The sequence below is a fragment of the Paraburkholderia sp. Ac-20340 genome, from assembly GCF_017104965.1.
GTDB lineage: Bacteria > Pseudomonadota > Gammaproteobacteria > Burkholderiales > Burkholderiaceae > Paraburkholderia.
In genome coordinates, this window is the sequence record NZ_JAAGPR010000011.1 from 97,160 (window position 1) to 123,560 (window position 26,401).

At 62.0% G+C, this 26,401-nt stretch carries 25 protein-coding genes; 18 read left to right on the forward strand and 7 right to left on the reverse strand.

All coding sequences use genetic code 11. From position 1 onward, the window contains the following. Positions 1–33 precede the first annotated feature (33 nt). Positions 34–1,398, forward strand: coding sequence for a chloride channel protein (locus tag G3N59_RS16665; RefSeq protein ID WP_205983724.1), 1,365 nt, complete (start codon positions 34–36; stop codon positions 1,396–1,398). Positions 1,399–1,446: 48 nt separating this feature from the next. Continuing rightward, entirely contained in the window at positions 1,447–1,968 is a 522-nt protein-coding gene (locus G3N59_RS16670; RefSeq protein WP_205983725.1) for a cytochrome c, read from the forward strand. 42 nt (positions 1,969–2,010) lie between these two features. Here G3N59_RS16670 and G3N59_RS16675 read toward each other — a convergent pair whose 3' ends face one another. Continuing rightward, entirely contained in the window at positions 2,011–3,183 is a 1,173-nt protein-coding gene (locus tag G3N59_RS16675; RefSeq protein WP_205983726.1) for a porin, read from the reverse strand. A 460-nt stretch (positions 3,184–3,643) separates the two neighbouring features. On the opposite strand from G3N59_RS16675, the gene G3N59_RS16680 reads away from it, so the two are divergent. Beyond that, a complete protein-coding gene (locus tag G3N59_RS16680; protein WP_205983727.1) occupies positions 3,644–4,900 on the forward strand; it encodes an oxalate decarboxylase family bicupin in 1,257 nt (418 codons plus the stop codon). Positions 4,901–5,002: 102 nt separating this feature from the next. On the opposite strand, the gene G3N59_RS16685 is transcribed toward G3N59_RS16680, so the two are convergent. After that, a complete protein-coding gene (locus G3N59_RS16685; protein ID WP_205983818.1) occupies positions 5,003–5,968 on the reverse strand; it encodes a LysR substrate-binding domain-containing protein in 966 nt (321 codons plus the stop codon). 291 nt (positions 5,969–6,259) lie between these two features. On the opposite strand from G3N59_RS16685, the gene G3N59_RS16690 reads away from it, so the two are divergent. Together G3N59_RS16690 and G3N59_RS16695 are read left to right on the forward strand one after the other, a co-directional pair. Further along, positions 6,260–6,934, forward strand: a complete 675-nt coding sequence (locus G3N59_RS16690; protein ID WP_205983728.1) for a response regulator transcription factor — start codon at positions 6,260–6,262, stop codon at positions 6,932–6,934. A gap of 21 nt (positions 6,935–6,955) precedes the next feature. After that, positions 6,956–7,699 carry a winged helix-turn-helix domain-containing protein gene (locus tag G3N59_RS16695; protein WP_205983729.1) on the forward strand — a complete coding sequence of 248 codons (744 nt, stop codon included), beginning with the start codon at positions 6,956–6,958 and terminating at the stop codon, positions 7,697–7,699. 37 nt (positions 7,700–7,736) lie between these two features. Here the strand turns inward: G3N59_RS16695 and G3N59_RS16700 are convergent, their stop codons facing one another. Beyond that, entirely contained in the window at positions 7,737–8,213 is a 477-nt protein-coding gene (locus G3N59_RS16700; protein ID WP_205983730.1) for a hypothetical protein, read from the reverse strand. Between the two features lie 215 nt (positions 8,214–8,428). On the opposite strand from G3N59_RS16700, the gene G3N59_RS16705 reads away from it, so the two are divergent. Next, positions 8,429–8,713, forward strand: coding sequence for a DUF4148 domain-containing protein (locus tag G3N59_RS16705; protein WP_205983731.1), 285 nt, complete (start codon positions 8,429–8,431; stop codon positions 8,711–8,713). A 39-nt stretch (positions 8,714–8,752) separates the two neighbouring features. On the opposite strand, the gene G3N59_RS16710 is transcribed toward G3N59_RS16705, so the two are convergent. After that, the gene (locus G3N59_RS16710; protein ID WP_205983732.1) at positions 8,753–11,209 is read right to left on the reverse strand and encodes an ATP-binding protein; all 2,457 of its coding nucleotides are present in this window, start codon (positions 11,207–11,209) and stop codon (positions 8,753–8,755) included. Then, on the reverse strand, positions 11,206–11,580 hold the full coding sequence (locus G3N59_RS16715) for a response regulator (protein WP_205983733.1): 375 nt from the start codon (positions 11,578–11,580) through the stop codon (positions 11,206–11,208). Before G3N59_RS16715 ends, G3N59_RS16710 begins: the two co-directional genes overlap by 4 nt. A gap of 339 nt (positions 11,581–11,919) precedes the next feature. On the opposite strand from G3N59_RS16715, the gene tatA reads away from it, so the two are divergent. Genes tatA through tatC form a run of 3 tightly spaced genes read left to right on the forward strand, consistent with a single transcriptional unit; the run spans position 11,920 to position 13,479 of the window. After that, a complete protein-coding gene (gene tatA / locus G3N59_RS37320) occupies positions 11,920–12,135 on the forward strand; it encodes a Sec-independent protein translocase subunit TatA (RefSeq protein WP_205983734.1) in 216 nt (71 codons plus the stop codon). A 40-nt stretch (positions 12,136–12,175) separates the two neighbouring features. Beyond that, positions 12,176–12,700, forward strand: a complete 525-nt coding sequence (locus G3N59_RS16725; protein ID WP_205983735.1) for a twin-arginine translocase TatA/TatE family subunit — start codon at positions 12,176–12,178, stop codon at positions 12,698–12,700. Continuing rightward, the gene (gene tatC / locus G3N59_RS16730; RefSeq protein WP_205983736.1) at positions 12,697–13,479 is read left to right on the forward strand and encodes a twin-arginine translocase subunit TatC; all 783 of its coding nucleotides are present in this window, start codon (positions 12,697–12,699) and stop codon (positions 13,477–13,479) included. The genes G3N59_RS16725 and tatC overlap by 4 nt, the downstream gene beginning before the upstream one ends. 46 nt (positions 13,480–13,525) lie before the next feature. Here the strand turns inward: tatC and G3N59_RS16735 are convergent, their stop codons facing one another. Beyond that, entirely contained in the window at positions 13,526–14,269 is a 744-nt protein-coding gene (locus G3N59_RS16735) for a response regulator (protein WP_205983737.1), read from the reverse strand. A 163-nt stretch (positions 14,270–14,432) separates the two neighbouring features. Then, positions 14,433–15,740 carry an Nramp family divalent metal transporter gene (locus G3N59_RS16740; protein WP_205983738.1) on the reverse strand — a complete coding sequence of 436 codons (1,308 nt, stop codon included), beginning with the start codon at positions 15,738–15,740 and terminating at the stop codon, positions 14,433–14,435. Between the two features lie 327 nt (positions 15,741–16,067). Between G3N59_RS16740 and G3N59_RS16745 the strand changes: the two genes are divergently transcribed. The 9 genes from G3N59_RS16745 (at position 16,068) to G3N59_RS16785 (ending at position 26,378) form a co-directional block, all read left to right on the forward strand. Further along, on the forward strand, positions 16,068–17,087 hold the full coding sequence (locus G3N59_RS16745) for a LacI family DNA-binding transcriptional regulator (protein ID WP_205983739.1): 1,020 nt from the start codon (positions 16,068–16,070) through the stop codon (positions 17,085–17,087). A 30-nt stretch (positions 17,088–17,117) separates the two neighbouring features. Beyond that, a complete protein-coding gene (locus tag G3N59_RS16750; RefSeq protein ID WP_205983740.1) occupies positions 17,118–18,203 on the forward strand; it encodes an ABC transporter substrate-binding protein in 1,086 nt (361 codons plus the stop codon). Next, positions 18,193–19,953, forward strand: coding sequence for an iron ABC transporter permease (locus G3N59_RS16755; protein WP_205983741.1), 1,761 nt, complete (start codon positions 18,193–18,195; stop codon positions 19,951–19,953). The genes G3N59_RS16750 and G3N59_RS16755 overlap by 11 nt, the downstream gene beginning before the upstream one ends. Then, on the forward strand, positions 19,950–21,059 hold the full coding sequence (locus G3N59_RS16760; protein ID WP_205983742.1) for an ABC transporter ATP-binding protein: 1,110 nt from the start codon (positions 19,950–19,952) through the stop codon (positions 21,057–21,059). The genes G3N59_RS16755 and G3N59_RS16760 overlap by 4 nt, the downstream gene beginning before the upstream one ends. After that, positions 21,056–21,904 (forward strand): inositol monophosphatase, encoded by an 849-nt coding sequence (locus tag G3N59_RS16765; protein ID WP_205983743.1) that lies wholly within the window; start codon positions 21,056–21,058, stop codon positions 21,902–21,904. The genes G3N59_RS16760 and G3N59_RS16765 overlap by 4 nt, the downstream gene beginning before the upstream one ends. 219 nt (positions 21,905–22,123) lie before the next feature. Then, positions 22,124–22,873 (forward strand): energy transducer TonB, encoded by a 750-nt coding sequence (locus G3N59_RS16770; protein ID WP_205983744.1) that lies wholly within the window; start codon positions 22,124–22,126, stop codon positions 22,871–22,873. 25 nt (positions 22,874–22,898) lie between these two features. After that, positions 22,899–23,663 (forward strand): MotA/TolQ/ExbB proton channel family protein, encoded by a 765-nt coding sequence (locus G3N59_RS16775; RefSeq protein WP_205983745.1) that lies wholly within the window; start codon positions 22,899–22,901, stop codon positions 23,661–23,663. After that, positions 23,663–24,082, forward strand: coding sequence for a biopolymer transporter ExbD (locus G3N59_RS16780; protein ID WP_205983746.1), 420 nt, complete (start codon positions 23,663–23,665; stop codon positions 24,080–24,082). Before G3N59_RS16775 ends, G3N59_RS16780 begins: the two co-directional genes overlap by 1 nt. Before the next feature lie 130 nt (positions 24,083–24,212). Further along, positions 24,213–26,378, forward strand: a complete 2,166-nt coding sequence (locus G3N59_RS16785) for a TonB-dependent siderophore receptor (protein ID WP_205983747.1) — start codon at positions 24,213–24,215, stop codon at positions 26,376–26,378. Positions 26,379–26,401: the final 23 nt, after the last annotated feature.

Consider the following 26,401-nt stretch of genomic DNA (forward strand, 5'->3'; position numbering starts at 1 on the left):
TATCCCGTAATACACGCATTGCAGGCCGTTCTCATGAGTTCCCACGCAACATCCTCCGTCCATCCCACAGGCACCCCCGCGGCAACCCGGTCTTCGTCCAGCAAACCGCTGGCGTTTGCGTTGGTGACCGTGCTGACCGGCGTCGGCGCCGGTCTTGGCGGGATGGCGCTTGCGTTGATCCTTCATGCCGTGCAGCACATCGCCTACGGCTACAGCATCGGGCAGTGGGTGGGGCATGAGAGCTTTCTGCAAGGCGTGAGCGCTGCATCGGCGTGGCGCCGGTTGGTCGTATTCGCGCTTTGCGGTGGCGTGGCGGGCATTGGCTGGGCCGCGTTGTATCGCTATGGCCGGCCGCTCGTCAGCATCCGCAAGGCGGTTGGTTCCGCCGATCCGCGCATGCCGCTGGTGAGCACGACAGTGCATGCGCTGTTGCAGATCGTGACGGTCGCGCTCGGCTCGCCGCTCGGACGCGAAGTCGCGCCGCGCGAAATCGGCTCGCTGTTGGCAGGGCGTCTCGCGCATCGCGCCGGACTGACGAGCGACGATTGCCGTCTCATGGTGGCGTGCGGCGCGGGCGCGGGCCTCGCTGCGGTCTACAACGTGCCGCTTGGCGGCGCCGTGTTCGTGCTGGAGGTGTTGCTGGGGACGTTCGCGCCGAGCGCGTTGATTGTCGCGCTGGTGACCTCGACGATCGCGGCAATCGTGGCCTGGAGCGGCCTGGGCAACGCGCAGCAATATGTCATTCCCGCCTTTGTTTCCAGCGCGCCGTTGCTGATCTGGGCCGCGTTGTGCGGGCCGCTGTTCGGGCTGGCGGCATGGGGCTTCGTCAAGCTGACTTCCAGCGCGCGTGCCCATGCGCCGCGCGGTTTCAAGCTGGTGGCAGGGTCGATCGTGAACTTCGTGGCGATTGGTGCGCTGGTTACGGTGTTTCCGCAACTTGCGGGCAATGGTAAAGGCGCAGCGTCGCTGTCGTTCGGCGGCGATCTTGCCATCGGTCTTGCCGCAGCGCTGCTGGTGCTGAAGGTCGCGATCGAGGCATCGAGCCTGCGTGCGGGTGCGGAAGGCGGTCTGCTCACCCCCGGCATGACTAACGGCGCGCTGTTCGCGGTGGTGCTGGGCGGCATCTGGAGTCACTTCCTGCCGACGCTTGCGCCCGGTGCGTGCGCGTTGATTGGCGCAGGGGCGTTTCTCGCCGCTTCCATGCAAATGCCGCTGACCGCCGTGGTCCTCCTTGTCGAATTCACGCATGCGAATCACAACCTGTTGTATCCGCTATTGCTTGCCGTTGCGGGGTCGGTGATGACGTTCCGGTCGATTCCTGTCGTTATCGCCTATGCGGACAATCTGCGCGTGCGTGCGGCAATGCCTGAAAAGCAGGTCGAACGCACGAGCGTGTGATGCAGAAATTCGACGACTGATTATTCTTCGACTTTTCCTGTGAGTCTCATGTCCATTCGCCAGAATGCCGTTATTGCGCTGTGCTCGATTAGCGCCTGTTTTACCCTGCTTGCCCTGGCGGCGCTTTGCTATATGTTTTCCGGGCACGTGGCGGTTGCCGCGACATCGAAAGACAATCGGCTGGTGGCCTGGTTGTTGCACACCACCTATCAGCATTCGCTCGACAGGCAGTCTGCATCGGTGGTCGTTCCCGCTCATCTGGAAACGACGGAATATATCGCGGCGGGCGCAAAGCTTTACGCGCAGCACTGCGTTTATTGCCATGGCGCGCCTGGTGCTGCGCCTGATGCAATCGGTGCAGGCATTGCACCGCAAGCGCCGAAATTGCTGGCGGCCGCGCGCAAGAATAGTCCGCAATCGACTTATTGGGTCATGCGGCATGGCGTGAAGATGACCGCCATGCCTGCTTTCGGCAAATCGCTTCCAGACAGCGATCTCTGGAAACTCGCTGCATTCCTGCACGCCGGAAAAGGAATTGACGCTGCACATTACGCGGCGCTTCTGAATTGAGTCACGCAGGGACGCAATCATGACTGCGTCCCCGGGCATCATTTAAAACTGATGCCGCAAGCCCGCAACGAGAAGCAATTGATGGCCGTTTGCGGAAGGCGTCACGTTAAACATCGACGCATTGAATACCGAGTAGCCGCCACCGCCGCTGACCGTCTGGTAAAGGCTTTCGAGGTAGACGTCGGTGTGATGGCTGAAACGGTAATCGGCCTGCAGGATTGCTTCATTCCACTTGGGATTGAGGCTGGCGCTCGACGATTCGAAATGGCCGTCCGTGAAGGTGTATGACGCGGCGAGGCTCACAGCCGGTGTGACGAAGTATCGGCCATTGATTTCGAAGTTGTCGAAGCTCAGCAGATCCCCCACGAGCGGTTCGAGACTGCCGCCTTGCCAGACGCTGGTGACGTCGCGAGTCGACGAATGAGTCCATACGACACCCACGGCGGCATGGCCAAATGAATATTTGCCTCCCAAACCCCACACGCGTTCGCGGCCACCGGTAACCGTCGCATCGCCGTCGCTATTGGTGATTGCGCCATCTGAATTGAAATTCGCCGAGCCCGCCGAGCGATCCGTCTGGCCATAGCTTGCGACGAGCGCGAGCGGTCCATTCTCGTAGCGCGCGCCAAAACTGTAGGCGCGATTATTGGCGAATTGTCCCGCTTCATTCGAAAAGCCATACATCGCGCCGAGCGTGAGTCCGCGATAGGTCGGGCTGACATAGCGCACCGAATTGCGGATGCTGGTGTGACGGATCATATCGTCGTTATTGAACGGATGAGAGGCGAGGTTGCCGCCCCAGCCGCGGCCTTCGGCGCTGAGTGCAGAAAGCCATTGCGACATGAAACTATATTGGCGGCCCAGCGTGAGTTTTCCTTCTGTTGCGGATGACAAACCGATATAGGCCTGACGTCCAAAGATGTCGCCGGTATTGCCGAGCTTGCCGTTCGTACTGGAGAAGCCGTCTTCGAGTTGAAAGATCGCAGCAAGGCCACCACCGAGATTTTCCTTACCCTGCAAGCCCCAGCGCGAAGCATGCGTGCCCCCGCTGTCCATTTCGATGCCGCTCGTACCATGACCGGCCGTACCGGTCGCCATGTTATTGGCGTAAATCAGCGCCGTGTCGATGGTGCCGTACAAGGTCACGCTGCTTTGCGCATAGCTATGACTCGAAAAAGCGGCGAGAACCGCCGAAGCCAGGATCAGTTTCTTCATGTCTGCAATCTCACATCAACCCTCGCGCTATCAGTGCGTAGATCGATTCGATATGTCCGTTCTGATATAGCGAGGGTGAAAAAATTGGCGCCCGCAGTGCGCCTTGACAAAATCATCACAAAGCCATCAATTCAATTACGAGTCTTTCTCCATTGCAAGATTCGAGGAGAATGATTCCTGTAAATGAAGTTTCGCTTTGGCAAACGGTTTTTTAATTTGCGAACCGGATCTTAAGCGTGTGATTCGTGTCGATAGCGGTACAGTCGAGACTATAAAGATGAAGTACAGTTTGGCCCGAAAAACCATAATCTCGCGTGATGGTTTCATTCCGAATATGTGAATATCTTTTGGCAACATGAAGCCCTAACATCAATTGCACGGACGACGCAATGAATACGGCGTCCAGAATTTACGACCCAGTTTCAACACGTTCAATTCAGGCAATTGCCAGGAGCTATCCATGACCGATTTGTCCCGACGAAAAATGCTGGTAGGCGCGGCGGCCGGCGCTGCTGCGCTCGGCGTCGCTGCTACGGCGAAGGCCGCGACGTTCGGCAACCCGGACCGTCCGCCCGAAGGCCGGATCAATGCAAAGAGCCCCACCAGTCTCGATGATCCGGGTCCGCAGAACCCCACGCTGGCCAATGAATTCCCCGATTTCCAGAATCCGCCGGCCACCGATATCAACGGCATGGATCTGTTCTGGGCCTCGTTCAACAATGCGCATAAGCGCTATCAGAACGGTGGCTGGGCGCGCGAAGTCACGCAGAACGATTTCGCCATTTCGGAAGATATCGCGGGCGTGAATATGCGTCTGTCGCAGAACGGCATTCGCGAAATGCACTGGCATCAGCAAGCCGAATGGGCAATCATGCTCGACGGCGAATGCCGCATTACGATTCTGGACGAACAAGGGCGCTGCCAGGTCGCCGATGTGAAGAAGGGCGATCTCTGGTATTTCCCGCCGGGGCTGCCGCATTCGCTGCAAGGTCTGGGGCCGACCGGCGCCGAATTCATGATCGCTTTCGATAACGGTAAGTCATCCGAATTCAATACGCTGCTGGTGACCGACTGGATTGCCCATACGCCGCCTGAAGTGCTTGCCGCAAACTTCAATGTGCCGAAGGACGCCTTCAAGAATATCCCGACCGACAATCTGTGGATTTTCCAGGGCGACGATCCTGGTCCGCTCGCCGCTGCGCAGGCAGCGGTTAAATCGCCGCACGGCGCACCGGATTTCCCGTTTGTGTTCTCGCTGGGCTCGATGAAGCCGATCAAGGAAACGAAGGGCGGCTCGGTGCGTATCGCGGACAGCCGCAATTTCAAGGTGTCGACGAATATCGCTGCCGCAATGGTGACGATCAAACCGGGCGGCCTGCGCGAACTGCATTGGCACCCGAACGCCGACGAATGGCAATACTGGATTCAAGGCCAGGGCCGCATGACCGTGTTCGACACCGGCCCGAAGGCGGCCACTGCGGATTTCCGGGCTGGCGATATCGGCTACGTGAAGAAGAGTCTCGGCCATTATATCGAAAATACCGGCGATACCGACATCATCATGATCGAAGTGTTCAAGGCCGATCATTTCGCCGAAGTCTCGTTGTCCGACTGGCTCACGCACACGCCGCCGAAGCTGGTCATGGAACATCTGAACATCACGGAAGACGTGCTCAAGCGTTTCCCGAATAATCGCCCGGACGTGTTGCCGGCTTGATTCCGCGCTTGATGCAGTATTTGCAGATGTAGCGCGGTGAATGATGCCCACTCCCTCAAAAAAGGAGTGGGCAATTAAGCTCCCTCGCCGTGAACGATTAGCTCACGCCGCCGCGGCAATTGCCGCGTCATGAAATACCGTGCCGTTGCGAATGGCCGGGCGCGCGATCAGTGCCGCGCCTTCTTCCAGAAGAAACGCCTTGAATGCCTGTGCCACCTGTGAAAGCGTTTTCCCCGTCATCTGCGCGACTTTCAATTGGCGGATGACCGGAAGACCGATCACATCCAGTACAGCCAGCATATGCGCGCGAGCCTCCAGTTCGATGGCGGACGCAGGCAAAAAGCTGATGCCGAGTCCGGCAATGACGGCCTGCTTGATGGCCTCGGTGTTGGGGATTTCGGTGGTATCGCTCAACCGGTCCAGCACGTCCGGCAAGCTGTGTTGCATTGCCGAGCGTGTATCGGAGCCTTGCTCGCGCAGGATGAAACGTTCGCTGCCGAGTTCCGCGCGCGCAATGCGTTGCCGGTGCGCCAGCGGATGGTCGGGCGCAGCGATCACTACAAAAGGCTGCGGCGCGAAACACTCGACGCACAGACGGCTATCGGCCGGCGTTTCCGCCATCACCGCCAGATCGATCTCATTCGCTTCCAGCAAGCGAATCAGTTCGTCCCGGTTTCCGACCTTCAATTCCAGCTTGACGCCTTCATTGCGCCGGCGAAATTCGGCAATCAGGCGCGGAAACGAATATCCGCACGCCGTCACCACGCCGATCTTCAGACAGCCGCCGGAGCGGCCCTTCATTTGCGCGAGAACCTGCTCGACCTGATTGAACCGGTCGATGATTTCGCGAGCGTGCCGCGCCATCTCCTTTCCCGCCTCGGTCAGGAAAATCTTTTTCCCTAATTGCTCGAATAAAGGCACGCCGGCGTGTTCTTCCAGATGCTTGATCTGGGTCGATACAGCCGGTTGAGACAGATGCAGTTCAAGTGCCGCGCGCGAGAAGCTCAAACGTCGAGCAACGGTCTCGAAGGTCTTGAGCTGACGTAACGTTGCGTTTTTCACGGTAATGGGGCTCGCATTCTGGAGAAATCGCTGCTTGTTGGAGCGGGCGATCAGTACGTCAAAATTGCACATCGCAGCATAAGAGACGCTCCGGCAATCGGCCATGTTCGCAACATTGAAGATTGTTCATGTTCGCGACTTTGGGCCGTCCGGCATTACATCTGTAACGCAGGCGCTGTCTGATGCAATCAATGCGCAACCGGCAATGACGACACTCCCCACACAGCTTGTACAGGTTCACGAGTGAAGAACGGTATCGACTCGTGACCCGCATCGACAGCCAGTGAGGAATCAGCAATGACGACCGTGTTGACTATCGAGCAGGATCGCGACGCCGCGACCGAGATAGTGGATGAACTCACTCGCCGCGGCTATCGCGTCGAGCACATCGAAAGCGCCAGGGAAGGGCTGAAACGCGCGCTCAACGAAACCTGGGATCTGGTGACGCTGGGCGATATCGCGTCGGAAGCAGGCAACACCTGCGTTTTGCGCGCAATGCGCGAAGTCGGTATCGAGACGCCGGTTCTCATGATCAGTTCGCGCGGCGATCTGCAAAGCCGCGTGAGCGCACTGCGTACCGGCGCCGATGCCTATTTGATCAAGCCATTCAGTACGGAAGAGATGGTGGCGCGACTCGAAGCGCTGAACCGTCGCTGCGGGAGCGCTCCGGCACCCGCGCAATCGCTGCGTCATGGTTCGATCGAACTCGATCTGATCGCGCGCACGGTGCAACGAAATGGCGAGCCCATTGCCTTGACGCCAAAGGAGTTCAAGGTTCTGGAAGTCTTTTTGCGTCACGCCGGCACCGTGATTACACGATCGATGCTTTATGAAGCGGTCTGGGGCTATCACTTCGACCCGGGGACGAATCTGGTGGATGTGAATGTCGGCAAACTGCGCCGCAAATTCAATGTTGCTGGCAAACCAGCCTTGATACGCGCGGTGCGCGGCGCTGGTTACGTACTCGATTAATCGTCAAACCGGAAATCTCCTATGCGTATTCTCTTTATCGGTTCTCCAGGTCCAGAATCCGAATGGCTCTGCAAGGCGTTGCGCGAAAGTACGCACAGCGTCCTCTGGAGTACGACATGTGCGGCCGGCGTTCGGGCCAGCCAGGACGAAGTATTCGACGTGGTAATGTTGATCGCGCAATCGTCGGTGCCATTGACGGGTTTGGAGGAGGTCGTTGGCGATATCCGCAAAGGGTCGCCGGATGCGGTATTTGCGCTGGTCATGAAAGCGAATTCCGCTGACGAACGTGCCGCGTTTTTTAAGTCCGGGATCGATGTGTGCTTTTCCAGACCGTGGTCGTTTGTCGAAATGCACGAAAGGATTCTGGCGCTGCATCGCACCACCGCGCTGGCACGAGGCGGCTATCGGAATATCGAACCCTGCCTGAAGCTCGACGCACAGACGCGCGAACTGGTGGACGGTACGGCGCGACTCGCGGTGACAAAGCGCGAGTTTCTGGTGCTCGAATGTCTGCTCCGCAATGTCGGCGTGCCCGTCAAACACGAACAGCTTCTGCGTTATGCGTGGTGTGACGAGCAGGAAAGCGATATTGCGACCATTCCGCCGCTTATCTGGCGGCTCCGGCGCAAGATACAGGGCCGTCTTCCCGATGTCTCCATCGTCACCGAGCAGGCTTATGGCTATCGGCTTACGCACCACGCCGGGCCTGCGCCGCTGCCATTTCGCGCAGACGGCACGACGGCTGCACACCGGGCGTATGCGTGATCGAATGGGAACACGCATGGCCTGGGCCGGAAGAAAATCATCGGGAAATCCTGCTCCATTTGTACGTACCGAACTGGAGTTTGTCCTTGCTGAATTCAGGGCGTCGTCGCCCGTTGCTGAGTTGCTGGGTGACGATCGTATTGACCTGTTGCAGCCGCCGTCCCGCGATCTTGATGGCGCGAATGGGGGCAATGCTCAACTGAAAGTCGTGCAAGGTCACGAGCGTCTTGTACTTCTCGATGCCTTCCTGGGAAAAGCCCCAGCCCTTACCGGCCAGCCCGTCGCGCAATGCGGCGGACAGCGCGTTCTGGCAGCCGAGCAGATCGACAAACGTCAGGCGTCCATATCCCGCTTCTGCGAGGAAACTGGTCACGAACATCAGCGTGGTCAACGCTTGAGCTGCGCCCAGCCAGCCGCTGCCCGTACGCATGGCCTCCAGCGAGACGTGATAGCGCAACGAGAGCGCATCGGCGCTCGCGGCGGGAAGCGGTAACACGGCTTCTGGCGTCGTCATCAATTCACCTCTCACATTGCCGGGCTCGCCGCGGCGGTGTTATCTGGAATCGAAATGCTATCCAAACGACGCGAATCGGCGAATTTTTGAGGATGAAAACTCTTTTATGTATTTGTCGGCAACCGGCTTTGAATAAAAAATATTTCACGCGTTTACAAGCGATAAAAACCGGCTGAGTGGCTAGCATTGATACCGTATTCTCTACGGACGAAATCATGAAACTCAAATGCCTGGTATCCCTGACGTTCCTTGTCGTGAGCGCATCGGCCGTGGCCGCACCGCACCTGACACACCAGCAATGCAACGACTATCCCTTCAAGCCGTTGAAGAAAGAAGTCACGCATGCGCAGCTTGAACAGGAGCTGGCGGAACTGGAAGCGGTGGGCTACGACCCGTCTCAGGACGATAACGAGTATCCGCAGGATCTGATGACGGCGCAGCACAAGCTTTCAAAGGAATATGCGCGCGACTGCACCGGCGCTCTATCGGCCCAGCGATAGTCCGTTTTCAAGTGGGGCGACGAAGGCCGCGTTAGCTGCTCAGCCTGCGAATATCTGATGTAGGGCACGTGCGATATCGATTTGCTGGAGCGGCTTTCGCAGCAGCATGCGCACACCGGCTTCGATGGCCTTTTTTTCCAGTTCGGGCGTGCCATAACCGCTGCAAAGGATCACAGGAATGGTGGGGCGAATTTGGCGTACCCGCGCGGCGAGTTCGAGCCCGCTCAATTCGGGCATCGTCTGATCGCTTATCACGGCATCAAAGCGTTCTGGATCGCTGGCGAATGCTTCCCATGCGGCGCTGCTCGATTGAAAGCCTACGGGCTCGTAGCCGAGTTCGGCGAGCAATTCTTCGGCGAGGCTAACGAGTGCACGTTCATCGTCGACAACGAGCACGACCTGGCCATCGCCTTGCGGCAGCGCAGCGGGCTCGTGTACGACGTCGGGCGCTACTTCGCTGCTGACGGGCAGGAACACCTCGAAACGGCTGCCATTTCCCGGGGCGCTGATGACAGATACCGCGCCGCCATATTCGCGCGCGATGCTGTCGACCAGCGAAAGTCCCAGGCCCGTGCCTTCGCCCGCTCCGCGGGTGGTGAAGAACGGATTGAAGATCCGCTCGATGAGCGCGGCGTCCATGCCGACGCCCGTATCGGCAACGCAAAGCCTGGCGAAATCGCCGGGCCCAATCAGCCCGCTGGTGAGGCTGGCCGTCTCGGCCAGATGCACGCGCTCCAGCGCAACGGTGAGCGTGCCGCCATGAGGCATCGCGTGCAGGGCGTTGCTGCAGAGATTCATCACGACCTGGTGGATATGGGTCGGGTCGCCCATGACCACGATGTCGCCCGCCTTCATACGCAAGACGATGCCGATACCCGCAGGAACACGCGCTTCGAGCAGATCGATGGTTTCCGCAACGACAGGCGAGAGCCGGACCGGCAGACGCGCGACCATGCCGCTGCGGCTGAAGGTCAGAATGCGCTCGACCAGGCTGCGGGCGCGGTTGCCGGCATTCATCACCTGTTCGATGTAGCGATGCGCGGGCGTTCGAGCGTCCAGCGCATGCAGGGCGCGCTCGCCATAACCAAGAATCGCCCCCAGAATGTTGTTGAAATCGTGGGCGATGCCGCCCGCGAAGGTGCCCAACGCCTCCAGTTTCTGCGCCTGCATGAGTTGCGCTTCAAGGCGGCTGCGCTCGATCTCGGACAAACGGCGCTGCGTCACGTCTTCGAGCGTGGCAACGAGTACGTCTTCGTGCCCGGACGATTGTTCGAGTCGATATTCCGATGAGGAAACCCGCGCAATACTGATATCTGTCCAGATCATGGTGCCGTCGCGATGCACAAAACGCTGCTCGAAACGGGCGGTGACGATATCGCCGCCAATCAGTCTGGCGATTTGGCCTTGAATACCGCGTGCGTCTTCTTCGTGGCTGATTTCAATGGCATTGAGTTTGGCGAGTTCGATTCCGCTATAGCCGACCATGTGTTGAAAGGCCGGATTGCTCGCAATAAATTGACCCGCTGTGCGAAGCACCACGACGCCAATTGGCGCATTTTCGAATACCGCGCGCCAGCGCTGCTCGCTGGAATGCAGGCGCTCGGCGAGTGTTTGCTGCCGACGCATCTGGCGCGCCAGCGCCAGCGCCAGCACGGCCACCAGCAAGGAGATGGAACTGGTGCGCACGAGTGCCGTGATAAAGCTGTCGTGCCAGTCCGCGAGCACGACCCGGCGATCGCGGGATACCGTGACGCGAAGCGGGAAGCCCGTCACGATCCGCTGGGCGGATTGCAGGTCTGCGGTGTCGCCTGGGTCTAGCTCGCGCGAGAAAGCCACCACGGGCACGCCGTCGTCGAGCGATAACTGGATCTGCGTGCCGCGGCCCAGGTCGACCTCGCGATAGAAACGCTCGAAGTAATCGTCTTCGACGAGTGCGCGCACCGCGCCCTGAAAATGGCCTGCCGAATCCCACATGCCAATGGCAACGGCAAAGGTCGGCTTGCTGTCGGCAAGACTTTTGAGCGGCTGGCTAATGACGGTTGCGCCCGGAGCCGAATGCTGGATCTGCCGGAAATATTCGCGCGGCGCGATATCGATGTCAGGCTGACCTGGCGGCTCCGAACTGGCAATACGATTGCCGGCCGCATCGAAGATACTCAATTCGCGAATCTGCGGAACATCGGCGACTTCGCGCTTCAGGAAATCTTCGATTGCTTTATCGGGTATCTGAATCTGCTGCGGTACGTTCGCGGTCACACTCGTGCGGCGCAGGATCAGCTGGATTTCCTGCAGCGACCGGGCGGCCTGCTCGGCCAGCGCACTGGAAATGCTGGAGAGTTCGCGATTGTTTCCCTGTAGCGCCAGATTCCTTGCGCGCCAGCTATCCCATGCTGCGGAAACGCACACGCATATAACGATGACACAGGCGCCCACCATGACGAGCGGTCGCCGATACGTGCTGCCGATCTTGATCTTCGAAAATTCGGTGGGCTTCATGTACGCGATAGCGAATGCCGGTAGGGCAGCAATAAATCGTCGATGGCCGCAACCAGAGCCGCGCCCTGAAACGGTTTGGCCAGTACTCTGGCCACACCGAACTGTCGCGCCGTTTCACTTTCCATTCCGGCGCCAACAAGAAAGTAACCGGACGTCGCCACAATAGGCGTGCCGGGAAAGGAGCAACCGAGCCGGGCGATCTCATCGCGCGCCCGCGATGCGGGGCGATTCAGATCGACGACGATGGCGTCCAGCGTGCTCGCAACATAAGCTTCGCTGCACTGCAGCCAACGGCGATCCATGACGCGATAACCGGAATCCTGAAGCCAGAGGGAAACCAGACCGAACATCGCCGGATCGCTGTCCAGCACGAGTATGTTCCTTGAACCCGCCATATTGTAAGCCCCGTCGAGATCCGTCGATTGAACCGGGTATTCCCCAGCTTTACCGCTATTTCAGCGGCGGGACATTGCAGGGTTGTTTCATCCAGTTAGCCAATCGTTTCATTTGAAATAGAGGCGAGGGGGCGCACAGGCGCGCAAGCGCCAGGACACTGCATCGCTGTGTTTCAAATGAAATGCAGGCCCGACGTCATGAAACGAAGTCGTAACGGGTGATCGGTCAAATGCAATGCGTGGCTTCCACGCAGACGGAAGCCCATTGCAGAGCCTTTTCAGGCTGATATCGAACACTTTTCGCAAGGAAGCTTTATGGGCAGCCTCAGTATCTGGCATTGGATCATTGTGCTGGTCATTGTGTCGTTGGTGTTTGGCACCAAAAAGCTGCGCAATATCGGCGGCGATCTGGGTGGAGCCGTCAAAGGCTTCAAGGACGGCATGAAAGAGGTCAATTCACTGCCTGAAGCCATGAAAACGGAGACGGGCGATGCGCTGCGTCAGGATGCCGACGCAACGCGGATGTCGTGACCGTTCATGGAGCGCGCGACAGGCGCGGCAGGAGTTCCCTATGTTTGACTTTGCATTGTCGAAAATGGCGATGATTGGCGTCGTGTCGCTGGTCGTGCTCGGGCCCGAACGCCTCCCCCGGGTTGCGCGCACGAGCGGCGCGCTGCTCGGCCGCGCACAACGCTATATCCATAGCGTGCGCGAGGAAGTGTCGCGCGAAATAGAACTCGCGGAAATCAGGCAAGCGGTGAAAGAGGTGGAGTCGTCGGCGCGATTGCTGGAAACGTCGTTGCACGATGGTATGCATAAAGTCGAAAGCCTCGCGCATGCAGCCACGACGCCTGAATCAATGACGCCGACTGCCGCATTGCCAGCGCCGGACGCAAACGTCCACACAGCGCCGCCGTTCGTGCGAGCCGATGAAATCATCGCCCAGATGCAGGCGAGACGCCGCCGCTTGCGCAGCAGGCAGGTTACATTGCCCAAGTGGTACAAGCGCGCATCGACGCGCCGGGGCAAGCTGGCATCCGGCGCTGCGCGCAGGCAGGCCACGCTGTCCGATATGCGCGCGGGAGAACCCGCATGAACGATATCGTGCGCGCGGTCGAGCGCGAACCCGAATCGCTGATATCGCACCTCGTCGAATTACGCACGCGCATTGTTCGCGCGGGCATTTCGGTGCTGGTGCCGTTTGTCTGTCTGGTCTATTGGGCGCCGGAAATCTTCCGCCTGCTCGCGCGACCGCTCATGGAAAACCTGCCGCATGACGGCAAGCTGATCGTCACGGACGTCACCGGATCGTTCTTCGCGCCGATGAAAGTGACGATGCTGGTCGCGTTCATCATTGCGTTGCCCTTCGTGCTCTACCAGTTGTGGGCATTCATTGCGCCGGGACTTTATCAGCACGAAAAACGCCTGATTGCGCCGCTGGTCTGCACGAGCTACGCCCTGTTTTTATGTGGCATGGCGTTCGCGTATTTCGTGGTGTTCCCGAACATCCTGCGCGTGATGGCGCATTACAATGCGCCGCTGGGCGCGGCAATGAATACCGATGTCGATAAATACCTGAGCTTTGCCATGACGATGTTCGTCGCGTTTGGCGTCACGTTCGAAGTGCCGGTATGCGTCGTTCTGCTGGTCAGGATTGGGCTGGTGACGGTCGCACAGTTGCGGGCAAACCGCGCCTATGTCGTCGTGGGCGCGTTTATTGTCGCTGCTGTCGTCACGCCGCCGGATGTGTTTTCGCAATTGATGCTTGCGGCGCCGCTCGTCGCCTTGTACGAAGTCGGCATTCTGGCCGCGCGCGTTTTTGTCCGATCCCGTCACGACAAAAACGATTCCGGCGAGCCAAACTCACTCGATTAAAACGCCTGAGCGAAGAGGTCAAAACGATCTCTTCGCTGCACCGCATTTAAATCGATGCGGAGCGAACCTTTTCGACCTGCTCGGAAAACACATAGCCTGCGCCACGCACGGTCTTGATGTAACGCGGATTCGACGGATCGGCCTCGATTTTGCGGCGCAAGCGCAGGATCTGCACGTCGATCGACCGGTCGTACACATCGTCATACATACGGCTCGCTTCCAGCAACTGGTCCCGCGTCAGGATATTGCCTGGCGCAGAGAGAAAGGCCGTCAGCAGCGAAAACTCTCCATTGGTCAGCACGATGGCCTCGCCCAAAGGCGAGGTCAGACGGCGCGTGCCCGTATTCAATTCCCAGCCATCGAAACGGTAGGCGCGTGCGTCGGCATTGCGTCCGGTCGTCGTTGCCGCCGCCGCGGTGACCGACGCGCGCCTGAGCACGGTGCGGATTCTGGCGAGCAATTCGCGCAGGCTGAAAGGCTTGGTCAGATAGTCGTCCGCGCCGAGTTCCAGCGCCATGACGCGATCGGCTTCATCCAGACGCCCGGTGACCACGATGATCGGCAACGACGACGTTTCGCGCATACGGCGGGCGATCTGTGCGCCATCGCCATCGGGCAGTTTCAGGTCGAGGATCACGAGATCGAGCGCGTGCTCTTGCAGTGCGCCGGCCATTTCCGCGCCATTCGCCGCGGTGGTGACGCGAAAATCGTTTTCGCTCAGATAGTCGCCGATGAGTTCGCGCATGGCGGGATCATCGTCCACGACCAGAATATGGGCCAATGTAGGCATGCTTTCGACCGGATCGTCCGTCAAATGGCTTGTCAGAAGTGGCTTCGCGGAAGCCGGGATGGGCTGCAAAACACGACGGGCGCCGCCATTGCGCCAGTTCTCCGGGAGAACCAGCAGAATGGACGACGCCCGCCACGCGCCATGCGCAGCCCGCAGCGTTATTTTACGCTGCCGGCAATCCGGGGAGGCTAACGCCAAATGTCTGCAGAATCAGCACGGCATTCAAAACGAGCACGACTATTGTGCCGGCTAGCGCCGCAAACCGGACGACGCGGCGATTGGCAAATTCCCCCATGATGTCGCGGCGGCTGGTGAATACGATCAACGCGATCATCGGCACTGGCAAGGCAAAGCTCAGGACTACCTGGCTATAGACGAGCGCCTGGGTTGCATTCATGCCGAGCGCGATCACCACAAAGGCCGGGATCATCGTCACCAGGCGGCGCACCCAGACGGGCACCGGAAAGCCCACGAAACCCTGCATGATCATTTGACCGGCCATTGTGCCGACCACCGAACTGGAAATGCCCGAGGCCAGCAGCGAAACCAGAAACACGGCGGCAGCGCCTGCGCCCAGCAGCGGCGTGAGCGTGCGCCAGGCGGTATCGACATCGGCAATATCGGCGTGACCGGCGTGGAAAGCGGCGGAGGCCATGACGACCATCGCCATGTTGACCATGCCCGCAATCGTCAATGCGACGACGGTTTCCTTATTCGAAAAGCTCAGCAATGTGCGGCGTTCGGCGTTGTTTTTCGCGGGCGCGCGATTCTGCGTCAGCCCTGAATGCAGATAGATGGCATGCGGCATGACCGTCGCGCCGAGTATGCCCGCCGATACGGCGAGCGCACGATTCGAGGCCAGTTGCGGAACCAGCGTGCCATGCAGCGCGGCGCTCCACGACACGGGCGCCACGAACACCTCCAGCAGATAGCACAGCGCAATGATCGACACGAACGCGCCGATGGCGAGTTCGATCGGCCGATAGCCTTGCTGCTCCATCAGCAGGATCGCATACGTGACGATGCCGGTGATGACCATGCCTTCCATCAGCGGCAGATGCAGCAGCAATGAAAGGCCGATGGCGCCGCCGAGGAATTCGGCCAGATCGGTGGCCATCGCCGCAATTTCGCTGACGGCCCACATCGCGTACACGAGCTTGCGCGGCAGATGTTCGCGGCAAAGTTGCGCGAGGTTTTTCTGCGTGACGATGCCCAGCTTCGCCGACAAGGCCTGAAACAGCATCGCAATGAGATTGGCGCAAAGCACGACCCATAAGAGCGAATAGCCGAATTCGGCCCCGGCCTGCAGATTGGTGGCGAAGTTGCCCGGGTCGACGTAAGCAATCGAGGCGATCACGGCGGGGCCGGCAAACAGGAGCTGCGCGAGCACGCCTTTTCTTCGCCCCGCAAGCACGTCCTGAATGGCGCGCGTGGTTCGCTCGGTCAGACCCGCAGGTTGTCCGGTGCTCATGAATCCCATCCCTGAATCAAATATGGAAAGTGCCTTTTGGGCCGTACCCCACCGTGGCGTGGCGCAGGCGTGCGGTCGCGTGCCGATTGCCGTGCGATCGCGACGGCGGATTCAGCTAGCCAGCAGAATATCGACGCAGGGAGGGGGTGTTGAATGGCGCAAGCATTAAAGATCTTTTATGTTGAACCGGGAGGAAAGGCGGCCGGACCGTTTCGCGAGAATTGATGCAGAAGTTCGGCTTGTCACGCAACGGACACATACGCACCCTAAGCTCCGCGGTCATCATTGGCAGCCACAGGCCGCTCGACGGCCCTCCCGAACCATCTGATGAGTACCAAGGAGAAAAGCTGGGCCGTGGCCGAAGACGTCGCGCGCATGGCGGGCGTCTCGCGCTCGGCCGTTTCGCGCACGTTCACGCCGGGCGCGAGCGTATCGGCGAAAACACGTGCGCGCGTACTCGAAGCCGCGCGCACGCTCAACTATCACGTCGATATCAACGCGCGCAATACGATCCAGGGCCGCAGCAATTTTGTGGGCGTGGTGACGTCGGCGCTTGCGAGTCCGTTTCGCGCGCAACTATTGACGCCGATCGCGCATCATCTCGGCACGCGCGGCATGCTGCCGATTCTCATGAACGCCGACGATCCCGACCAGATCAGCTACGCACTGCACGTGCTGCTGAGCTACCGGATCGCGGGCGTCATCATGACTTCCGGTGCGCCGCCGCTTGCGCTCGCACGCGAATATCTCGACCGCCAGGTGCCGGTCGCGATGATCAACCGCGCCGCCGAACTCGAAGGCGCCGATCTCGTCAACAGCGACAACGCCGCGGGCGGCGCACTCGCGGCCCGCGCGCTGTTCGACTCGGGCGCGCTGCGCTTCGCCTTCATCGGCCCGCAGGCGACCCACCATGGCGCGCGCCAGCGCTGCGAAGGTTTTCTCGGCGGTCTCGCGAATTGCGGCGTACGCCGCGCGCGCGTGACGGTCTGCAATACCACGATCGTGTCGTACGAAGCGGGGCAACTCGCGGCGCGCGAGCTGTTCGCGGGCGGCGGCGAGGCGCCCGACGGCGTGTTCTGCGCCACCGACATGATCGCGCTCGGCTTCATGGACGAAGCGCGGCGCGCCTTCAATCGGCGCATTCCCGACGATGTGCGCGTGGTCGGCTTCGACGATATCCAGCACGCGGCGCTCGACAGCTACCGGCTCTCGACCATCGCCCAGAACACCGACGCGCTCGCGCAAGGCGCCGTCGATCTACTCGCCGAACGCATCGGCGATTTTTCGCGGCCCACGCAGGCGCGCGTGATTCCTGTCTCGTTCGTGCGCCGCGCCACGACCGGCTGACCCCTCCTTTTTCCGCCCGATCCCATCGCCATGTCTCTGTTTTCCCGTTTTCGACTCTCGCCGTGCCGTTTTGCAATCGAGTGCAAAAAACCTTTGCGCGGGCTCGCGGCGTTGCTGGCTTCGTCGGCGCTATGGTTTGCCGCGCCGTCCGCGCATGCCGACGAGCGCCTGAATCTGCTCTGTTCCGCCGATCTCGAATGGTGCCAGTTGATGAAAAGCCGCTTCGAACAGGAGACGGGCGTGCATGTCGCGATGATCCGCAAGAGTGCGGGCGAGGCGCTGGCGCTCGTCGCCGCGCAGCGCGCGCATCCGCAATTCGACATCTGGTGGGCCGGTTCTGGCGACGCGCATCTGCAGGCCGCGTTCGAGGGGCTGACGCAGGACTATCGCTCGCCGCAGCTGGCGCAGTTGCAGCCGTGGGCGCAGCGCTTCGCGCAGGTCGGGCGCACGCGCACGGTGGGCGTGTATCAGGGCGTGCTGGGCATCGGTTACGATGCGGGCGCGTTGCGCCGCCGCAAGCAGGCGCCGCCGCGCTGCTGGCGCGATCTGCTCGCGGGCGCCTGGCGCGGCGAAGTGCAGATCGCCAATCCGAATGCCTCGGGCACGGCCTATGTCGCGCTGGCGACGCTCGTGCAGCTCGATGGCGAGGATGGCGCGTTCGACTATCTGCGCCGCCTGAACGCCAATGTGAGCCAGTACACCTCGACGGGCGTGGGCCCGGGCGAGGCGGTCTCGCGCGGCGAGGCGGACGTGGCCGTGGAATTCCTGCACGACCTCGTCAAACAGCGCGTGGCAGGCTTCGATATCGCGACGACCACGCCGTGCGAGGGCACGGGCTACGAGATCGGCGGCATGAGCCTGATCGCGGGCGCCGCGCATGCCGCGCTCGCGCAGCGCTTTTACGAATTCGCCTTGCGCGCCGATATCCAGTCGCTCGCCGACAAGGCCCACGCGTACCAGATTCCGTCGAATCGCGCCGCCGCGATTCCGGCCAACGCGCCGCGACCCGACGGCATCCGTCTGATCGACTACGACTTCGCGCGCTTCGGGGACCCGGCTGTGCGCAAGCATCTGCTCGAACGTTGGAACACCGAGATCTACGCGCATGCGCACTGACGGCGCTTTCGACGGCTTCGCGCGCGCGGTGCTGATTGCCGTTTGCGCGGCGCTCGCGGTGTTCGTGGCGATGCCGCTCGTGCGCAGCGTGCTGCTACCCGCGCTCGCGGCGTGGCGCACGCTGTTCGATGCGGGAATCTGGTCGCTCGCCTGCCTGCGTGGCGCAGCGTGCGGCAGCGGCTGGCACACGCTCGCGCTAGGCGGCGCGAGCGCCACGCTGGCCACGCTCGTGGGCGGCGCGCTTGCGCTGCTGGCGCAACGCGGCCGCCCGGCGCGCTCGCCCATCATGCGCGCCGCGCTGCGCGGTATCGCCGTGCTGCCTTCGATCACGCCGCCGTTCGCGGTCGGTCTCGCGCTGATTCTGCTGCTTGGCCGCAACGGCATCGTCACGCGCGAAGCGGCGGACCTGCTTGGCCTCGCGCCGGGCCGCTGGCTCTACGGCGCACCGGGCATCGTGCTCGCGCAATGTCTCGCGTTCGCGCCGCTGGCGTATCTCACGCTGCGCAGCGTGGTCGCGCGCGTGCCCGCGCCGCTCGAAGAAGCGGCGGCAACGCTGCGCGCCTCGAACTGGACGATCCTGCACACCGTCACCTGGCCGATGCTGCGCCCCGGCGTGGCGAACGCGTGGCTGCTGTGCTTTATCGAAAGCGTGGCCGATTTCGGCGATCCGCTGGTGGTGGGCGGCAATTTTCGCGTGCTGTCGACGGATCTGTATTTCGCCGTGGTGGGCGCGGAGCAGAATGCCGCGCGCGCCGCCGTGCTGGCCGTGTGGCTGCTCGCGATTGCGCTCGCGGCCTTCATGTTGCAGCGCGCCTGGCTGGGCCGTGCGCGTTACGCGAGCGTCAGCGGCAAGCCGGTGGCGGCGCAGGTCATGCCGCTGGGCAAGCGCGTGCAGGGCGCGCTCGCGCTCGTCTGCGCGCCGTGGTGCGTGCTTGCGCTCGCCGTCTACGCCACGCTGCTGATCGGCGGCTTCGTGCGTCTGTGGGGCGTGGATTTCACGCTCACGACTGAACATTTCGCCGATGTGCTGGGCGTCGCCATCGACGCTGGGCGGCTGGTGTGGTCGGGCTCCGCCTGGGACGCCGTGTGGGAAACGCTGCGTCTCGCCGCGCTGGCCGCGCCGCTCACGGCGGCCGCGGCCTTGCTGGCGGGCTGGTTGCTCGCGCGCCGGCGCTTCGCCGGCCGCGGTTTGCTCGACGCCGCTTTCGCCGTATCGCTTGCCGTGCCTGGCACGGTCATGGGCCTCGCGTGGGCGCGCGCCTTCGACGCGCCGCCGCTGATGCTCGCAGGCGGCGCGTCGATCCTCGTGCTCTCGTTCGTGTTGCGCAATATGCCGCTCGGTTTGCGGGCGATTTCGGCGGCCTTCGCGCAGATCGACCCGGTGCTCGACGAGGCATCGGCGAGCCTGCGCGCCGGTTCGTGGACGACGCTGCGCCGCGTGCATCTGCCGCTGTTGCTGCCGGCGATCGGTGCTGCGCTGATTCACGGTTTCGTGCGCGCCGCAACGACGGTCAGCGCGGTCATTTTTCTCGTCAGCGCCGATCACGATCTCGCGACGACGTATCTGATGGGCCTCGTGTCGAACGGCAACGATGGTCCGGCGCTCGCGCTGGCGGGTGCGCTGGTCGTGGTGTTGTGTGCGCTGCTGGGCGTGGCACAGGCACTGGCGCGCGCGGCCCGGACATCGAGACGCTTTACACCGGCGCGGCATCGGCGGCATGCACGCCTGACCACGGAATCCTTTTCATGAGCACCGTCACGCAAGCAACTTCAAAGCATACCGATACCGCGCAGGCCGCCGTCGTGTTCGAAGGCGTGCGCAAGCGGTGGGGCCAGCGCACGGTGCTCGACGATCTGTCGCTCACGATCGCGCGCGGCAAGCTCACCACGCTGCTCGGCCCAAGCGGATGCGGCAAGACCACGATGCTGCGGCTGATCGCCGGGCTCGATCTGCCCGACGCGGGGCGCATCGTCATCGGCGGGCGCGATGTGACGCGGCTGGGCGCGCAGGCGCGCAACGTCAGCATGGTGTTCCAGTCGTATGCGTTGTTTCCGCATCTGAGCGTGGCGGACAACGTCGGCTATGGGCTGAGCGTGGCGCGCGTGCCGAAGCGCGATGTCGCCGCACGTGTGGAGATGGCGCTCGCGCGCGTGGGCCTGAGCGCCTGCGCGCGACGCATGCCGCACGAACTCTCCGGCGGGCAGCAGCAGCGCGTGGCCGTAGCGCGCGCGCTGGTGCTCGAACCGGAGGTGATGCTGTTCGACGAACCGCTTTCGAATCTCGATGCGCGTTTGCGCGTGCAGGTGCGCGAGGAGATCCGCGATCTCCAGCGCGAGCTGGATTTGAGCGTGGTCTACGTGACCCACGATCAGGAGGAGGCGCTCGCGATCTCCGACGAGATCGTCGTCATGGAGGCCGGCGCCGTCGCGCAGCACGCCGATGCGCGCACGCTGGTCGAGCGGCCGGCCAACGCATTCGTCGCGTCTTTTATCGGCAATGCGAACTTTCTGGCACTGCCGGTGCTGAGCTGCGCCGATGGTCGCGCGCATTGCGATCTTTCCGGCGTGCCGCTGGATCTGGCGTGGAACGGACCGCGCATCGTGCGTGCACGCATTGCCGTGCGGCCCGAAGCGCTGGCGCTGGAAATCATCGATCACTTTGCTCCTCACCGCGGGCTGGCAGGCGTGATACGCCGCGCGACGTGGCTCGGGCGGAGCACGCACTACACCGTCGAAACGACGGCAGGAGAACTCACTGTGTCATCGCATTCATTGGACCGGCCGCTGGCCGAAGGCGCACGCGTTGCCGTGACGCTCGACGCGCGCGGCGCGCATCTGCTCGGAGAGGCGTCATGAGTCACGCATGTCAGTCCGCGCGTTACGAAGCCGCGCGTGCCATCGCGCTCGAAGCCGGTCGTCATGCGCTGGCGTGTTTCGCGCAGCGCGAGCGGCTCGTAGTCGAATACAAGGGCGTGCAGGATGTCGTGAGCATCGCCGATCGCGAAGTCGAGGAACTCGTGCGCGCGCGCATCGCGGCGCAGTTTCCGGGCGACTGTTTTCTCGGCGAAGAAAGCGCGGGACACGCGCTTGAAGCAACGCCCGGCGATGCGTCGCGCGCCCTCTGGATCGTCGATCCGATCGACGGCACCAGTTGTTTCTTGCACGGCATGTACGCGTGGTGTGTGTCGATTGCCGTGGTGATCGACGGCGAGCCGGTGATTGGCGTGGTCTACGATCCCAATGCCGATGAGCTTTTCCACGCGGAAAAAAATGGCGGCGCCTGGATCGATGCGCCCGCAACGAACGACGATTTCGCGCGCCGTGCTTTACAGGTCAGCGATGCGGCCAGTGCGCGCGATGGCGTGCTAGGCGTGGGCATTTCGCATCGGGTGAGCAGTGCGCCGTTTCTCGCGTTCGTGGAGCGCTGGCTCGAACAGGGCGGCATGTTCGTGCGTAACGGCTCGGGTGCGCTGATGCTCGCGTACACCGCAGCGGGGCGATTGATCGGCTATTACGAGCCGCATATGCATGCGTGGGACGCCGTTGCGGGCATCGTGCTGGTCACTGAGGCGGGTGGTCGCACCAACGCGTTTCTCGACGATGACGGTCTTGCTCGCGGCAATGCGGTGATCGCCGCGAATCCGCGCATCTATGGCGACTTGAACGCCGACATCGCCGCCACCGCTTTTTTAGCGGCGTGATTGCACACGAGTGCATTTCGATTTCGCAAAGCCATGAATCAAGCTGCGTGAAATACAGAGTAAGGCCAATGTCATCCCCACGTAACGCGCGGCAACTACATTACGCATCGTCGCAGGAAACAAATTTTATCGATCTCTGCGGCCTTGAATTGCACACGTGTGCAATCGTGACTGATTCCAGCGCGTGCTTCGCAGTACTCGCTCATGCAAGGAGGAAAGATGTCTGGCGCTCACGGTTCGTTCACGCCGTTTATGCAGACCGCGCCGCGCGCAACGCCCGCGCCTCGGCGCAGCTTCGCGATGCCGCGTCGAGCGGGGCGCACGGCGTTGCTGGCGGCGCTCGCGGGCGTGCATATCGGCGGCATCCTGCTGCTGGGCAACTCGCACACGACGCCGCCTACGCATGCCGCAGCCGCGCCGATCTACGCGACGCTGGTGCAGGCACCCGCGCCGCAGCCCGCCGTGCAGCCGACGCCCGTGCATCCGGTGCAGCCTCAGCCGCAAAAGGTCGTGACGCATCGCGCCGTCGTGCGCACGCATACGACCGAACGCGCGCCGGCACAGGCTGAGCCAGTGCCCGCTGTGGTGCCCGCGCCCGCGCCCGCGCAGCAAAGCCAGCCTGCGCCGTCTGTCGCGCAACCTTCGGCACCTGCCGCTGCAGCACCTGCGCCCGCTCCGGCCATGCCCAAAACGGTGACGCGTGGCGTGCAGTATCTGCGCGCGCCGGTTCCGGTGTATCCCGACGCTTCGCGGCGCATGGGCGAAGAGGGCGTTGCGCAGGTACGCGTGCTGGTCGATGAAGCGGGCGAGCCGCGCGAAGTCGAATTGCGCGCGTCGTCCGGGTCGGCGGCGCTCGATCGTGCGGCGCTCGACGCCGTGCGCGGTGCGCGTTTCAAACCTTATGTCGAGGATGGCCGCGCCATTCCCGTCTACGTCATCGTGCCGCTGCGTTTTTCGCTCGGCGACTGAATTCATTCTTTACGAGAGGCAATTTATGGCTACGGCTTCCATCGGCATCGGCGCACTCTGGGCGCAGTCCGATATCGTCATCAAGTGCGTCGCGGCGGGACTGCTCGCGATGTCCATCGCGTCGTGGTATGTGATCGTGACGCGCGCGTTCTCGCAATGGCGCGAACGTGCGCGGGCGAATCGTGTGGCACGCCTGTTCTGGCTGGCGCCGACGCTGGCCGAAGGCGCGCAGGCGATCGGCGGCGACGCGCAGGAGAACGCCTATGTCGATCTCGCCCGCACGGCGCTCGATGCGAGCGCGCAGCACGAACGCGCCACGCAGGCGGGCCGCACGCCGCCCGCGCTGACCGACTGGCTCACCCGCGCGCTGCACGAGTGCATCGCGCGCCGCCAGACGCGTGTGCAAAGCGGCCTGCCGCTGCTGGCGACGATCAGTTCGACCGCGCCGTTCATCGGCCTGTTCGGCACGGTCTGGGGCATCTATCACGCGCTGATGACGATCGGCGCAACGGGGCAGGCGAGCATCGGCGAAGTGGCGGGTCCGGTTGGCGAAACCCTGGTGATGACGGCGTTCGGTCTTGCCGTGGCGATTCCCGCTTCGCTGGCCTATAACGCGCTGCTGCGCGGCAATAAAACGGCGATCGGCACGCTGTCCGGTTTTGGCTTCGACGTGCTCGATGCGATCGTGGCGGGCGAGCGTCTGGACGGCCAGCACGAAGCCATCCAGCACGATGCGCCGCGCCATGCCACCCGTCTGGGCGCACGCGGCCTGCAGGCGGAGGCAGCGTAATGGCCGGCCGCTCCTTGCGCGACGATCTCGAAGACGGCTTCAATCCCGAGATCAATACGACTCCGCTGGTCGACGTCATGCTCGTCCTGCTGGTGGTGTTCATCATCACGATGCCGGCTTTGCAGCACGCCGTAAAAGTGGAATTGCCGCGTGTTTCCGCTGAGCAGATCGAGGCGAAGCCCACGAGTGTCGATGTCGCCATCGACGCGGGCGGGGTGATTCACTGGAACGACAAGACCGTCGATATTGCCGCGCTTCAACAGCTTTCCGCCGATGCCGCGCAGCACGATCCGCAGACGGAAATGCATTTGCGCGCCGATCGCCGCACGCCTTACGAGGATGTGATGAAGGTGATGAGCGCGGCGCAGCACGGCGGCCTGAGCCGGATCGGCTTCGTTAGCGACGACAACGCACGCTGAGCGAGCAGGCGCCGATGAATCCGCGGATCGGCGTCGATTAATCAGGATCACGAAAAGAACGATCAAGAACGGGAAGCGGTCCGACCGCTGCCCGCGAACCCACGCATCTGTCCCGAACGTCTACCCAATCATGAAGATCACGAGTTCGTTCCTGCCGCCCCGCGTTTCGCGCCTGCAGGCGCAATTGATGGCGGCTGGCCTTTGCCTCGCCGGTTTCGCGCCTTACGCAGTAGCGCAAACGGCCGCTTCCACCAGTGCAGCCGCGTCCACGAGCGCCGCTGCATCGGAAGCGACCTTGCCCGAAGTGCAGGTCAGCGCCGCGCCGGACAAGCCGGAAAGTCTCAAGCAGCGCGCCAATGCGGGCGCGCTCGGTAGTCACGCGGAAATCGACACGCCGTTCTCGATCCAGTCGGTGAGCGGTGAAGAAATCGAGGACCGTCAGGCGAATATTCTCTCCGAAGCCGTGAAATACGATGCATCGGTGACGTCGATCAGTTCGAGCTACGGCACGCACCCGGCAACGCTCGCAGTGCGCGGTCTGCCGCTCGACGATCTCAACGGCTACAAGGTCGACGGCATGGCGAACGTGAATCGCGGCGTGGAAATGCCGCTGGAAATGTTCGATCGCGTGGAAGTGCTCAAGGGTCTTGCGGGTTTCATGTACGGCTTCGGCAGCCCCGGCGGCATCGTCAATTACGTGACGAAACGCGCAACGGATAGCTTTACGTTCAGCTACGACCAGGGTTATGCGTCGGATAGCGTGTTCAAGGAGCACATCGACACGGGCGGGCGCTTCGGCAAGGACAAGATGTTCGGCTACCGCTTCAACATCGTGCACGAGGAAGGCGACACGGCCGAAGACGCGGCAACGGTCAATCGCACGGCGGTGGGCTTGAGTCTCGATGCGCAACTGACGAAGGATCTGTCGATCACGTTCGACACGATCTATCAGCAGCGTCGCACGTCGGGCGGCGTGGACATCATCACCAGCACCAAATACGCGGTGCCGCATCCGTTGTCGGGCCGTTCGCGACTCTATAGCGACGGCTCGTACACGGACGTCGACTACAAGCTGGCGACGCTTGGCGTGGCCTACAAGATTGCGCCGGACTGGCAGGCGAAAGTCGCCTACCGCTATTCGGATTCGACGCGCCGCTACGCGAAGGACCAATACTACATTTCGAGCAATAGCGGCAATTACTCCGATCGAATCAGCTCGGAATATCACAGCTATGAATTCGACGACGTGCAGGCCACGCTCGAAGGCAAATTCAACACTGGGCCGTTGCAGCACGAAATCGTGGTCGGCGCATCGTCGATGGTGCTGCTGTCGAACAAGTCGGTGAAGACGCCCAAAACCGTGGTGGGGACGGGCAATATCTACGACCCGACGATCTTCTCGGCGGATGGCATCGGCTATAGCGGCGGTACTTTCGGCGACGACAAGATCACGCAGCAGGCGCTGTTCGCGAGCGATCGCATCACCTATGGCCCGTGGTCGCTGCTAGCCGGCGTGCGCTACGAGTCGTACGACGAAGTGGGCCACGATTCCGCTACGTCCGGCGCGACCAACTATCACAAGTCGCCAGTCACGCCGACGCTCGCGCTGATGTTCGCGCCGCGCAACGATCTGACTTTCTACGCGAGCTATGTGGAAGCGCTGGAGTCGGGCGGCACGGCGGATAGTTCGACCGCGAACGCCTATCAGGTGATGGCGCCGATCAAAAGCCGCCAGTATGAAATCGGCGCGAAGACGGATCATGGCCGCTGGCGTGGGACCGCAGCGCTGTTCCGTATCGAGCGCGGTGCGGAGTACACGAATAGCGATAACGTCTATGTCGAAGACGGCAAGATCGTTTATCAGGGCGCGGAACTCAATGCGTCGGTGGACGTGTTGCGCAGCCTGACGCTCGACGCGAGCCTGATGGCGCTCAGCGCGCACTATCGCGACGCGGCCGACGGCGTGAGCGGCAATCGCGCAGTCGGCGCGCCCAAGTATCAGGCCGCGTTGCAGGCGGTGTGGCGTGTGCCGGCGGTGCACGGCCTCTATGTTCAGGCGGGCGCGCGTTATCTGGGCGGGATGGCGATCGACTCGGGCAACGTGCATTACATCAACGCGACCACGCTGTTCGATGCGGGCATTGGTTATCGGACGATGGTGGCGGGTAAACTCGTGACCTTGCGTGCGAATATCACCAACCTGACGAATCACCATTACTGGACGTATTACCAGGAAAACTATCTGCAGGTGGGCGCGCCGCGGACCTTGAGTCTTAATGTTCGCGTGGATTTCTAACGGATTCCTAATGATAAATCAGT